Annotated in this window: 10 protein-coding genes; 3 read left to right on the top strand and 7 right to left on the bottom strand. The window is 48.6% G+C overall.

Features of this window, described 5'->3' with window-relative positions:
- Positions 1 to 282: 282 nt before the first annotated feature.
- Positions 283 to 480 carry a hypothetical protein gene (locus ACFSVM_RS15265; RefSeq protein ID WP_047911460.1) on the top strand — a complete coding sequence of 66 codons (198 nt, stop codon included), beginning with the start codon at positions 283 to 285 and terminating at the stop codon, positions 478 to 480.
- Between the two features lie 166 nt (positions 481 to 646).
- Here the strand turns inward: ACFSVM_RS15265 and ACFSVM_RS15260 are convergent, their stop codons facing one another.
- Both ACFSVM_RS15260 and ACFSVM_RS15255 read right to left on the bottom strand, forming a co-directional pair.
- Positions 647 to 2,161 carry a sulfatase family protein gene (locus ACFSVM_RS15260; protein WP_379263176.1) on the bottom strand — a complete coding sequence of 505 codons (1,515 nt, stop codon included), beginning with the start codon at positions 2,159 to 2,161 and terminating at the stop codon, positions 647 to 649.
- A 142-nt stretch (positions 2,162 to 2,303) separates the two neighbouring features.
- Entirely contained in the window at positions 2,304 to 2,603 is a 300-nt protein-coding gene (locus ACFSVM_RS15255) for an MTH1187 family thiamine-binding protein (protein ID WP_379263174.1), read from the bottom strand.
- A gap of 689 nt (positions 2,604 to 3,292) precedes the next feature.
- Here ACFSVM_RS15255 and ACFSVM_RS15250 point away from each other — a divergent pair.
- Both ACFSVM_RS15250 and ACFSVM_RS15245 read left to right on the top strand, forming a co-directional pair.
- On the top strand, positions 3,293 to 5,629 hold the full coding sequence (locus tag ACFSVM_RS15250) for a ribonucleoside-diphosphate reductase subunit alpha (RefSeq protein ID WP_379263172.1): 2,337 nt from the start codon (positions 3,293 to 3,295) through the stop codon (positions 5,627 to 5,629).
- A gap of 15 nt (positions 5,630 to 5,644) precedes the next feature.
- Positions 5,645 to 6,676, top strand: a complete 1,032-nt coding sequence (locus ACFSVM_RS15245) for a ribonucleotide-diphosphate reductase subunit beta (protein ID WP_076314804.1) — start codon at positions 5,645 to 5,647, stop codon at positions 6,674 to 6,676.
- Positions 6,677 to 6,799: 123 nt separating this feature from the next.
- Here the strand turns inward: ACFSVM_RS15245 and ACFSVM_RS15240 are convergent, their stop codons facing one another.
- The 5 genes from ACFSVM_RS15240 to kdpC all read right to left on the bottom strand — a co-directional run bounded on the left by ACFSVM_RS15240 (position 6,800) and on the right by kdpC (position 12,904).
- On the bottom strand, positions 6,800 to 8,608 hold the full coding sequence (locus ACFSVM_RS15240) for a S9 family peptidase (RefSeq protein WP_379263170.1): 1,809 nt from the start codon (positions 8,606 to 8,608) through the stop codon (positions 6,800 to 6,802).
- Positions 8,609 to 8,753: 145 nt separating this feature from the next.
- Positions 8,754 to 9,170 (bottom strand): metallothiol transferase FosB, encoded by a 417-nt coding sequence (gene fosB, locus ACFSVM_RS15235; protein ID WP_076314806.1) that lies wholly within the window; start codon positions 9,168 to 9,170, stop codon positions 8,754 to 8,756.
- A 147-nt stretch (positions 9,171 to 9,317) separates the two neighbouring features.
- Positions 9,318 to 9,872: an NADPH-dependent FMN reductase gene (gene ssuE, locus ACFSVM_RS15230; protein WP_076314807.1), complete on the bottom strand. Its 555-nt coding sequence runs from the start codon at positions 9,870 to 9,872 to the stop codon at positions 9,318 to 9,320.
- A 125-nt stretch (positions 9,873 to 9,997) separates the two neighbouring features.
- The gene (locus tag ACFSVM_RS15225; protein ID WP_449290222.1) at positions 9,998 to 12,271 is read right to left on the bottom strand and encodes a histidine kinase; all 2,274 of its coding nucleotides are present in this window, start codon (positions 12,269 to 12,271) and stop codon (positions 9,998 to 10,000) included.
- A 57-nt stretch (positions 12,272 to 12,328) separates the two neighbouring features.
- The gene (gene kdpC / locus ACFSVM_RS15220) at positions 12,329 to 12,904 is read right to left on the bottom strand and encodes a potassium-transporting ATPase subunit KdpC (RefSeq protein WP_379263167.1); all 576 of its coding nucleotides are present in this window, start codon (positions 12,902 to 12,904) and stop codon (positions 12,329 to 12,331) included.
- Between the last annotated feature and the right edge of the window lie 13 nt (positions 12,905 to 12,917).

The raw sequence follows: 12,917 nt of genomic DNA, 5'->3' as shown, positions 1-12,917 counted from the left end.
GATCCCTCATCAATTGATATGGGCAGTCGTTTCACGATAAGAAGAATAGCGGGAAGGTTTTCGGCTGATTTTTTTATAGTTCATTCGATCTGGCCAGAGCTTATCCCGCATTTTTGTATATAACTGAAATAAGCAGCTCTTCGTGGAAAAAAGAGGATGTTTTTTTATCTTAAAATTAAGTATAATCAAATTACTTAACTGTTTTTTTGTTCCATTATTATCATTTGCGACCATCTAGTCGATACATAGAGTATGTAATATTTTTGGAATGGAGGGATTCTCATGCTTGACACACTGAAATATGCAGAAGATAAAGGATACAGCGTATGCTTAGTGATGCATAACGGCACATCCTACTTCGGTGAAATCGAAATCAGCCCTGATTCAGAGAACCTGGTCATTATCTGTGACCAAGGACGGATATCAGCTAACATACATGATATTAAACACTCCTCTACCATCGTTGCTGCTCACTTCTAAAGTTCGATCTGCACCCACTGCACAAAATTTTACATCAAGATATTGACATACAAGCACCTATATAGCTCTAAACGACCAAAGAAGCGAGCGCTATTACAGCGTTCGCTTCTTTATGTGAATCTATCTGCAATAATAGGTTGGCATAATACAAGGACATCCACAGCGCTTACGCAAGCGGTGACAAGCCGCCCTTATCGTACAGCACGGGTCCCTTAGACCATGCAACAGCAAGATGCATCAGCAGCGCTGTCTTTAGCGTTTCCCGAATTCCCGCATGCTCCTCCGCTTCATACAGGTTAACCCACTCACCAGGATCAGCCGCAAGGTCATACAGCTCTCCCTTGGTGTGCTGTACTCTTGAGGCAGCATCCCGCACCGATCCCTCAATATACAAGATCAGCTTCCACTCCTTCGTCCGCCACATATAGGCCGGTGCGGAATGCGGTGCGCTGACTCCTTTTCCGTGGAATTCACAGAATGTCCCTTGCCGCCTCAAGTCTCCCAGCAGATCAAATCCCGGCAGCATGGGATTGCGCGGCAATCCAGCAGCAACGCTTAGCGTAGGAACGAGATCGACAAGCTCTGCCGGACGGTCATCGATGGTACCCCGCCGCGCTTCAGCAATCCACGAGCCCGATAAGATCAATGGCACCCGGACACTTGCATCATACAAATTATATTTAGAGAACCGGAATTGCCGTTCACCGAGCATTTCTCCGTGATCCGAAACAAAGACGATCAGCGCATCCTCCAGCCTTCCCAGCCGTTCAAGCTTCTCAAGCGCCAAGCCAAAGTAATGATCGAGCCAGGAACAATTGGCAAAATACCGGAGTGTTGTACGTCTGCGCTCCTCTTCGCTCATCGCAAGGAATACCTTTTTCTTGTCCAGATAGGACTCCCTGCTTCGGCTGTTAAGTTCATCTGATGCTGCAAGGTGAGTATTCTCTTCGTCGAGCCATGGGGGCTGCGGAATATCCGGGATATCGGCAATAGAGTACAAATCCTCGAATGCCTTAGGAACATTTAAGCCGGCATGGGGTTTAAGAAACGACAGATAGAAAAAAAGCGGACGATCCGGATCTACACCTTCATCCAGGAACTTGAGACTTTGCTCGGCGACCCATCCGTCACGATGCTGCTCCATTGGTACCCGGCTGGTCATGCCTATATAACCGTGAACATTCTCCTCACCACTGCCAAAGTGAGCCGTTTCACTGGTGTAAGCTTCAAGATAATCGGGATGGGTGTCGCCCATCATGATTGCATTCTCCTCGTAATGTCCGCTGTCCCGCGCAAGTCCTACGGCCCTCGCCTCAAACCCGCGGGCAGAAGGAATCTCCGTCCGCTCGCTGTGATTCCAGTGCGTTTTCCCGAATCCAGCTGTCTGATATCCTGCCTTGCGCATCAATTCGGGAAGCGGATCAGAGGGCAGCCTGTCCTCATCATAAATGCCGCCGTAATTGGTTCTGACCCCTGTCTGAGAAGGATAATATCCGAACATCATGGAGGTCCGGCTGGGTACGCACATCGGAGACTGGCAAACGGCCTGACTGTATGTGATGCCCTCGGCAGCCAAACGATCTAAATTAGGCGTGTGTATATGCTCGTTAAATTTACCTATGCAATCCCAGCGCTGCTGATCTGTCATGAAAAAGATAATATTGGGCTTATCCTGCGGCATTTCCCCTTCATCCTCTCTGCATCTATTCGAGAACTTCAAGGCAAGACGGAACATTTAGACAGTCTGGTCATTATATATACTACATGTAGATGTAATCGAGTCGGGCAGGGCGCGGAAATGAATGATGAGAAGACATCAAAATCTACAGCTTCTCTCTGACTGAAGCCAGCTTCTGGGCACTGGAGGACAGCTTGTCACGGCGGTCATCAATCTTAACCGAGGTAGAGACCCGCTGTGCGCCTGCACCGAATGGGGTCTCGTGCAATGCCCGAATGGCTGAAAATATATCGTCCAGTTCACCTTCGATAATGGTGCTCATGGATGTAAGCTCGTATTGGATTCCAGGCTGCTTAGCCAGCGTACGCTGCAGCTCGGCCACATAAGGACTCAGACTTGTGCTCCCTGTCCCAATCGGAATAATAGTCACCTCAGCTATAGCCATTTATATCCCCTCCAAGTTAGTCATAATTCCAATTATTGATAATTTACCCTTTGTGGGCTCTTCGCATGATTCAACATTCTGACTTTTGTTGACGATATACCCATTGTAGCATGATCCTTGTTCACAGAAAAAAAATATTTAAGAGATTCTACTACTTCTTCCAACCCTTTTCCTTTGCGGTATGTTGGGATATTTGCTATAATCGCAAATGCGTTTCAACATCAAGGTGGTGTTTACAAGCACAACATATTGGGGTAATCTTGTAATACATCAACCAAATGTAGTGTTGAACCGGAATCGACCATTGTACGAATCTCTATAACTGTCAAGCTTTTTTTAGTAGAAATTTATGCTACTCCACAATAGGCAATTCTAGAGATTTAAGAGCTTCATGTTACGGGACAACGAACTGAGCAGGTACATATGGGCTATCCAATAATCCTATATTTACACCTTAACTCGCGTTTCCCCTGCGGACAGTATAACCATACCAGCAAGCGGGGACGCAAATGGCATTTATCTGGCCGCGAGAAAGCCGGAAAATGCTTTTTCTATGTACGATGACTTCAAGTACGATTCTCTAGCCCGAAAATTCACGATGTAGATGCAGCGAAATTCACAGCAGGATGATCTTACTTTTTTAATGCTTTACTCCATTTATCACTATCATAAGAAAGCGAGGGCTCTTCATGCCACAAGTGGTTAATAAACCAAACAATCGTCAGCTTGCCTTTGACGAGATCCGTATTTCCGTATACGCAGACCGTATTCTTGCTGATCTGCCTATGCTTGATAAAGAAAAACTCGTACGTGGTGTAACCTCAAAACTGCGCCGTGACGAAGTATCCAGTGAAGAAATCAGCAATGCCTTCTCCATGTCAGCTCTTGAGCTGGTAACCAAAGAGGAGCCGAACTGGAAATATGCAGCAGCTCGTTCACTGCTCACTTCTCTATATAAAAAAGCGGCTAACAACCGCCGTTATAAAGCATATCCGGAAGAGCCGTACGGTGCATTCTATCCACTGATCACAACACTTGTGAAAAAAGGCATCTATCGCGAAGAGCTGCTCGATTGCTATACAAAAGAACAAATTGAAGAACTAGGCGCCACCATTGAAGCCAAAAATGACCTACTGTTTGATTACATCGGTCTCTTGACGCTGGCAGAGCGTTATCTTGCGAACGACTTTGACGGCAGAGTTATGGAGCTTCCGCAGGAGCGCTACATGGTTATCGCGATGTACCTCATGCACAAAGAGCCAGAAGACAGACGACTTGAGCTCGTTAAGGAAGCTTACTGGGCGATGAGTAATCTCTATATGACAGCAGCTACCCCAACGATGTCCAATGCAGGTAAGAAGGTAGCCGGCCAGCTGTCCAGCTGCTTCATTGATACGGTTGACGACTCGCTTGAAGGGATCTTTGATTCCAATACGGATGTAGCGCGTCTCAGCAAAATGGGCGGCGGCATCGGCGTATATCTCGGAAAAGTACGTTCCAGAGGCTCCGATATCCGTGGACATAAGAACACAAGCTCCGGCGTTATCCCTTGGATTCGCCAGCTGAACAACACAGCCGTCAGCGTAGATCAGCTTGGTACGCGTAAAGGTGCGATTGCGGTATACCTTGATGTTTTCCATAAAGACATCCTGGCATTCCTGGATCTTAAGCTGAACAATGGTGACGAGCGCATGCGTGCCCATGACATTTTCCACGGCATCTGCCTGCCGGACTTGTTCCTTGAGCGTGTAGAGAGCCGCGGCGAATGGAATCTGTTCGATCCGCATGAAGTGAAGAGAGTGATGGGCTGGAAGGATGAGAATGGCCGTGCTCTGGGTCTTGAAGACTTCTATGATGAAGAATTCGGCAAAGGCACTTTCCGTGAAAGATACGAGGAAGCGACCAATCATCCGGACCTGTCCCGCATCACGGTGCAAGCGATTGATATCATGAAGCGTGTCATGAAATCACAACTGGAAACAGGCACACCGTACATGTTCTACCGTGATACGGTAAACCGTGCGAACCCGAATCGTCACAAAGGAATGATCTACTCTTCCAACCTGTGTACAGAAATTATGCAGAATCAGTCTGCTACAACGATTGAGCAGGAAGAGCTTGTGACCAAGGACGGCGAGACCCGCATCATCATTACCAAGAAGCCGGGCGATTTCGTTGTCTGCAACCTGAACTCGATCCATCTTGCACGCGCTGTACCACATGGTGTTCTGGATCGTCTGGTTCCGATTCAAATGCGTATGCTCGATAATGTCATTGACATTAATAATATTGAAGTTCTTCAAGCACAATATACGAACAGCCAGTACCGTGCTGTCGGTCTTGGTACCTTCGGTCTTCATCACCTGCTTGCGCTTGAAGGTATTCGCTGGGAATCCGAAGAAGCAGTAACCTACAATGACAACCTGTATGAGAAGATCAGCTATATTGCCATTAAATCCAGTATGGAGCTGGCAAAAGAAAAAGGAAGATTCCCTAAATTTGCGGGATCTGATTGGGAGAACGGTAACTACTTCGCATCCCGCGGCTACACGGACGGAAGCCGTGAAGGCAAATTTGTCAGCACAGCACAGTGGAATGAGCTTGCAGCAGAAGTAAGTGAACATGGTGTACGCAACGGATGGATGATGGCGATCGCACCAAACGCATCGACTTCGATCATTGCCGGTTCCACAGCAAGTATTGACCCGCTGTATGAGCTACTGTCTTATGAAGAGAAGACAACTTACAAGATTGCGAATCCAGCACCGGATCTGTCCGAGAAGACGATTTGGTATTACAAGACTGCATTTAATATCGATCAGCACGCTTCCATTGATATGGCTGCTGCGCGTCAGCGTCACATTGACCAGGCACAGAGCTTTAACTTGTACGTGCGCCCTGATATCCGTGCAAAAGATTTCCTTGATCTTCACCTGCATGCTTGGAAGGCGGGCATCAAGTCCACTTACTACGTACGCAGCCGTGCGCTTACGATTGAGAACGAATGTGAATCATGTGAATCTTAAGGAGGCAACACCCGAATGAATGAGCAAAAGATCTTCAACACTGAGGCACCGAATAAATCCACCCGTATCATCAACGGCGAGAACTCCGGGATTCTGAACTGGAACGACATTCGCATGCCTCATATGTATAAACTCTACAAAGTGCTGCTGCTGAATTACTGGATCGCAGACGAAATTCCAATGTCCAAGGATGCTCAGCAGTTCCCGCATCTGGATGCCGAAGAACAGCGCACGTTCAAGATCAACATCGGCCTGCTGGCGGTGCTCGATTCCATGCAGACCATGTTCGTCGGGGACGTTAGAGAATACTTGACCGATTCCTCGCTTGAGGCGATCTCTGCTATTATTGCCCAGCAGGAAGTCGTGCATAATCAGTCTTATTCTTATGTGCTCTCTTCCCTCGTATCCTGGGATGAGCAGAAGGAAATCTTCGAGTACTGGAAGCATGACCCCGTCCTGCTGGAACGGAATCGATTCATAGCGGATATTTATCAGAACTTCCGTGACGAAGCTACGCCGCAGACGTTCTTTGAGGCGCTTGTTGCCGATATGATTCTCGAAGGTATTTTCTTCTATAGCACGTTTGCTTTCTTCTACAATCTGGCACGGGATCAGAAGATGATGGGAACGGCACAGATGATCTCTTACATTCAGCGGGATGAGAACCAGCATTGCTATTTCTTCGCTGAAGTTTACAAGCAGCTGCTGGCTGACTATCCAGAGCTGAATACAAAAGAGAACATGGACTATGTCTATCGTACGATTAACCGTGCAGTAGAGCTCGAAACGAACTGGGCACACTACACACTGCAAAAAGTACGCGGCATCAATCTTCCTGAGCTTGAGGACTACATCAAGTTCACAGCGAACAAGCGTCTTCGCCTGATGGGTATGGACAAAGCGTACGAGGGCGTTGACGTCAACAGTATGCCTTGGATTAAACCGTTCTCTGATGAGGCGTTGAATGCAACGAAGACGGACTTCTTCGAAGCCAAATCCCGTAACTACGGTAAAGTTGGTGATGATAACGGATTTGACGATCTGTAAGATCATCTGTCTCCTTTCAAGCGATAAATCATTTAACGGATAAACTATTAACGATATCAAAAAGCGATCTTCCGTCTCGGCGGGAAGATCGCTTTTTTGGGTGCAGTTAGTTGAATCGGAATATCAGGCATGAACCTCTACACTTGCTTGATGCTTGTCGAGGAAGTCGGCCATCGCTGTATATACAAGAATTTCGTTCGCCTTACGAGAGAAGCCATGGCCCTCATCTTCCAGAACAATATATTCGACCTCTGTCCCCTGCTCCTTCAGCGCCGCAACAATCTGATCTGATTCAGCCTGTACTACGCGCGGATCATTCGCTCCCTGGATGACGAGCATCGGCTTCACCATTTGCTTCAGGTAAGTAATCGGTGAATCCTTGATCAGTCGTTCACGGTCTTTCACCGGATCTCCCAGCCACTGCTCCATCATCGGCTTCCAGGAATCTGGAACCGATTCGATGAAGGTAAACAGATTGGACGGTCCGAAGATGTCTACTGCTGCGCGGAACAGCTCGGGATGACGTCCGGCAAGCAGCAGCGTCATATAGCCGCCATAGCTGCCTCCCACGATAAATAGACGATCTGGTGAGCTTATACCCTGCTCAAACAGCCATTCGATACCTGCTACGCAGTCCAATCGAGGACCTTCACCCCAGTCCCCTTCCACCAGCTTGATGAAGGTCGCACCATATCCTGCACTTCCGCGGAAGTTAGGCGCGAAGATGTTATACCCCCGGGCCAGGAGGAACTGGAACATCGGTCTAAAAAACTTGCCTTCTGAAGCCTGCGGTCCCCCGTGCGGCCAGAAGACCGTATAACCGTTAGCCGTTTCAGGCTTCGCCTTAAACAGCAAGGCCTCAATCTCCATTCCGTCGAAGGAGGTATAACTAACGACATCCGGGTAACACAAATCCTCTTCCGTCAGCCCCACGACGACGTTATTCGTGAGCTGCTCCCACTCCCCATTCACATGGCGGTAAATGTTGAAGGGCTTCACTGCCCCGCGGCCAAGAATGTATACATTTCCCGATTCAGCCACCGATATCTGCTCCACGAAATCAACAGGCAGAGGAACTGACGTATACCCTTCCTCACCATATGGGACAGCATACATTCGGTTCTCAATTCCCACACTCGTAACCATATACAAAGTCTGAGACTCTTTGTGCCACTCGATGGCTCCAACCTCTTCCTGATCAAAGGTTTGGACCGTTCTCACTTCACCCCTTGAGATGTTGTATTCAGCTGCATAAGAGAATTCCTTCCCTTGGTTGGTCACAAACAGCAGCGTATCGTCATCGATAAAAGTAACACTTCTAATGACTTGCACCTCATCTTCAGGGAATACGTACTTTACCTCAGTCTCCCCATTCGATTGAATGAGCAAGGACTGATGTGTATTCGAGAACATCTTGAGATAGGCTCTTCGCTTCTCATCCGGGCTGATCGCCGCAAGATAAGTCGGCCGATCTGCTCCTTCATGAAGCAGCTCGTCCTGCCCGGATTCAAGGTCAAGGCATCTGGAATTCAGATACACCGGATTATCCTTGGAGGTGTCATAGTATATTCTTTTCCCATCCTTCGACAGCTTCACGAAATAGAACTTATCGTCTGCTTCACCGGGCACAATCTTAACCGGCTTGCCGCCGCTCGGCTTCAGCAGATACAGATGCAGATTCTCATCACCGTCTTTGTCAAAATCAGCTAATATAAACTCGCCGTTCGGGTCTGTCTTAATAAAGCTTCCTGACTGATTCTCGTATGTAAGCGGATAAGGAAAGCCGCCAGGCAGGTCCATGGCCCACAGGTTCGGCTGACCGTTCAAGTTGCTGTTAAACAATAGCCTGGATTCATCCTTGGTAACCGTAAAATAGCGAATAACACTGGTTTGGAAAAATTGAGCCACGTCGGGGACAGGAAAGTTAATCATTGCGATAAAGCCTCCTTTATATTCGTTTGCTCACTTCCTCTACATCATAATTTACGCACCCTTCACAATCAAGAAACCGGACTAATACAACGAAAAAAAGAGGCTCCTGATCATTCAGAAGTCTCTTTCCACGCGAAGTCCTGCTTCAAAAAAACTTGATATGCGGCTTATCTTCCCTATAGTAATTCATTCGGTCCTGCAATGTCCCAGTATGGAACTCAAACATATGCCCATCCGGGTCGAGAAAATATATGGACTGTTGATCTCTTGCATCCCGCTCTCTGCCTGGCAATATCTTGGCATTCACCTCTGCGAGCCGTTGCCGCAGCTCATTCAAATCCTGTTCATCTACGGTAAATGCGATATGTGTATAGGTCGGTATCGTGTAATTGCGCGGGACATTCTCCTGGTTCAATGCAATCCATATTCCGTTCAGGTCAAAGTAGGCAAGCGTACGTCCTTCAAGCAGAATTTTGGCCCCAAATACGGTTTCATAGAACCGGATAGAATGACTCAGATTGGAAACTGAAAAACAAAGATGATTAATACCTTGGATATTCAAGCTATGGCTCACCTCCGTTAAATAGGATACACTCCTATAATACCATATTTAACCATGTCTTATTTCTTGACCCTCTCGCTCACAGAATTCACTTATAAAAAAGTCCAGCTGACGACGTTCATCAACTGGACTTCTCTATTCATATGCTTATTTCAGACTCTTCTGGGTCTCTCGAAGCTGAATTTCCTCGGTAAATTCCTGGATTCCGGCTTGCAGACGCTCTACCAGGTCTGGAGCAATATCCAGGCCCCCTTGATCATTACGTGCAACCTGTGCATCCACCGTATAAACACCAGCCAAAATATGACGAGCACCGAGCACGGAAAGTACAGGCTTCAGTGCATAATCCATCGTCAGCAGATGCGCCAGGCTCCCTCCAATAAAGAGCGGAAGGATGGTCTTGCCGGCAAGACCCCGTTCCGGAATCAGATCCAGGAATGTCTTGAGTACGCCTGTATATGAAGCCTTGTATACCGGGCTCGCAATAATCACGGCATCTGCTTCAGCAACAATACCGTTCGCCTTCACGATCGGCTCACTCTCAAATTTCGTATGAATCAGGTCTCCTGGCGGGAGCTCAGCAACGTTAATGCGTTCGACTTCAAAGCCTGCTTCTCTAAGACTATTTTCTGCAAACTCGATAACAGCATTGATCCGGGAAGTCAGGGAAGGGCTTCCGTTAATGACAGCGATTTTGGCCACGTTATTCACCTCTGATAAATATTTGAATTTCGTATCTATTGTTAATTCCTACTTATTTTCTTGGTATATTGTAACATGATTCCCCTTTCCGCTGTCAACCTGGGGAACAAGCTGTATTCTGTGTATTACATGTCCTTTGCCACGATCAGTAGATCAATATGCCGTGCATTACGTACCAGATGATGGGCAACGCCTCTTCTCCTGCTTGATCCCATTAATCGATAGCGATGCCTGGACTGGCCTGCAATGATCTGTGTGGCCTTATCCTGGTTTGCCAATTGAATCAGCAGCTCCGGCACCTCACTTTGATCATCTGCCTGAACGATACGGAAGACTCCTCCAAGCCGCTCTGTCATCAATTTCAACTGTTCCAGCCTATGCTCATACTCCTTATGCAAGGAGGTATCCCGATCCGTAACTTGTACATGATTCACGTACCAGACCGCTTTGAGCCTGTGCGCAATTCGAAACCCTCGCCTGATGAGACGAGCTGCCTCTTCGTGTGCATCTACACAGACATGAATTACCTCTTCCCTGCGCCATGGACCGCGGAGTGAATGGTTTCGCTCCCAGGCTTCCAGTCGTTCATCCACATCATCTGCCAGCTCTCGAAGTGCAAGCTCTCTCAGCGCAATCAGATTGGCCTCTTTGAAAAAATGCTGCAAAGCCTGATCGACCTTTTCCAGAGCATAAATCTTACCCTCACGCATCCGCTTTCTCAGTGCCCTTGGCGCGACATCGACAATCTGTACCTCGTCGGCGAGGTGTAGGATGGAATCCGGCACTGTCTCTCTTACTTTAACCCCAGTGATATGCTCTACCGTATCATTCAAACTCTCTAGATGCTGAACATTCATGGTTGAGATGACAGAAATGCCAGCCTCAAGAATTTCAAGGACATCCTCATACCTCTTTCTCAACCGGCTGCCCGGGACATTGGTATGAGCAAGCTCATCCACAAGTACCACATCCGGTGCTTCCCGTAGTATCGCTTCTGTATCCATCTCCGTCAGCTCGGTCCCCCGATAAGCAATTCTCTTCCGTTCGATGAACGGAAGCTGACCTGTCTGTGCCTCTGTCTCCTGGCGTCCATGTGTTTCAAGCAGACCAATCCGGACATCGAGACCGCTGTGCCGAAGCTCATTACCTTCCCGCAGCATGGTGTACGTCTTGCCTACGCCCGGAGCAGCCCCAATGTACACTTTGAAGTGTCCTCTGATGCTGTTATCATGCCGTTCCTTTATCTCTACCAGGGAGGAGCTCCCGGCAGTATTCAAGGATTTCGTAGGCAGAATCCGCTCCCCATCATGATCAGCCCGGTCCGCGACCAGAAACAAATCCACATGACGGATCTTGCGAAGCACCTCCTTAACAACGGACCCCTGCCGCAGCTCCTGAAGGAAGCTCTGCTTAGAATGACCCATGACGATGCGTGTCACTCCATTTCTTAAGGCGTAGTCAACAAGCTGATCCGGCAGCATTCGTCTTGAGCGAAGCGGCAGCTCTTCGAATTTGGCCCCAACTTTATCAGCAAGCTGAATCATCGCTTTGCGAAATGCCTCCTCCTCTTTGGTCCGTTTCCGGTCAGGGTCTACAAACGTAACAATTCGCAGATCCCCATTCAGCCTTCTTGCAATTTGCTGTCCTCTACGGATATAGATGGAGCCGTTAAAGTGATACTGGACCGATACAAGGATCCGTTCTCCCGTGCGGGAAGGCCCTGTATATCCCTGTTCTTCTCGCAGCTTGATCAAGGATTCGCCAACGCCTTCTGCCACCAGCCGCAGGGCAAGCTCACGCAGGACCGAGAGATTCCCCTCCTTCACGACGGAGGAGTGCTGATCAACCCGGAGTTTGTGCTGCTCCACCCTGCTGAGCAGCTTCTCTGGCGTCACATCTACCAGTCTTACTTCATCCGCCATCTCCAGCACATGACCAGGCAGAACCTCCGCCGCTTTGATTCCTGTCAGCTGACTGGCTGTATGCTGAACCCCTTCCAGTTCATAGACATTCACGGTCGTGACCACACTGATCCCATGCTCAAGGAGCCGCTCTACTTCCTCAAGCCGTGTTCTTGCAGCTGCATCTGGACGATTACGGTGGGCAAGCTCATCGACCAAGACCCATTCTGGACGACAGCAGAGGATGGCTTCCACGTCCAGATCCTCTGTCTCTGTCCCGCCTCGGCTCCAGATAATGCCAGGAACCCGGTCCAGCCCGTTCATGAGCTGGGATGTCTCAACCCGATCGGAAGCCGTCATGGACCCGATCACAACATGGACTCCCTGCTCACTTAACGAACGTCCCTCCAGCAGCATATGGTACGTCTTGCCTGTACCACTGGCCGCACCAATCAGGATATGCAGCCTGCCTCGGCCCTGCTTCTGAATAGCTGCCAATATTTCTTCCGGTGTTTTTCTGCGATAGGTATCGATTCAGCTCGCCTCCTGCAGCCTTTACTGAATAGAAAGCTTCGATTGAAGCTCAAGATTAAGCTCTAGGACACTCACGACAGGCTCTCCCAGGAAGCCGAATTGTCTGTCCTTGGTATGCTGGTCGACCATTTGCATAAGCTCTTCCTCAGAGATGCCGGTTTCAGCCTGGATTCGTGGAATTTGTACTCTTGCCGCCTCAGGACTAATATGCGGATCAAGCCCCGAGCCTGAATTCGTGATAAGATCTGCGGGCAGCTGGCTTATGGGCACTTCGGGGTTCTCCTTCTGCCACTCTTGTAGGGAGGCTTCCATACGAGCAATCAAATCGGGATTTGAAGGAGCATAGTTGGCCGAGCCCGAGCCTGCTGCATTATACTCGATGCTGGATACTCTTCCATGAAAATACCCCGGCTCTGTAAACTGCTGCCCAATCAGCTCTGAACCGATCGGCTCTTCCTGCTCATTGTAGATCAGACTGCCATTCGCCTGATGCGGCATGGTGGATTGTGCGATGCCGGTGACCAGCAGATTGTAGCCCAGTCCAAGCAGCAGCATCAGCGCAAGGCTCACTCTCAGTGATATCATCCATACTTGCATATCTGTATCTTCC

Origin of the sequence: Paenibacillus shunpengii, from assembly GCF_042684905.1 — a bacterium.
GTDB classification, from domain to species: Bacteria; Bacillota; Bacilli; order Paenibacillales; family Paenibacillaceae; genus Paenibacillus; species Paenibacillus shunpengii.
This window is presented reverse-complemented; position numbering and strand designations above follow the sequence as displayed.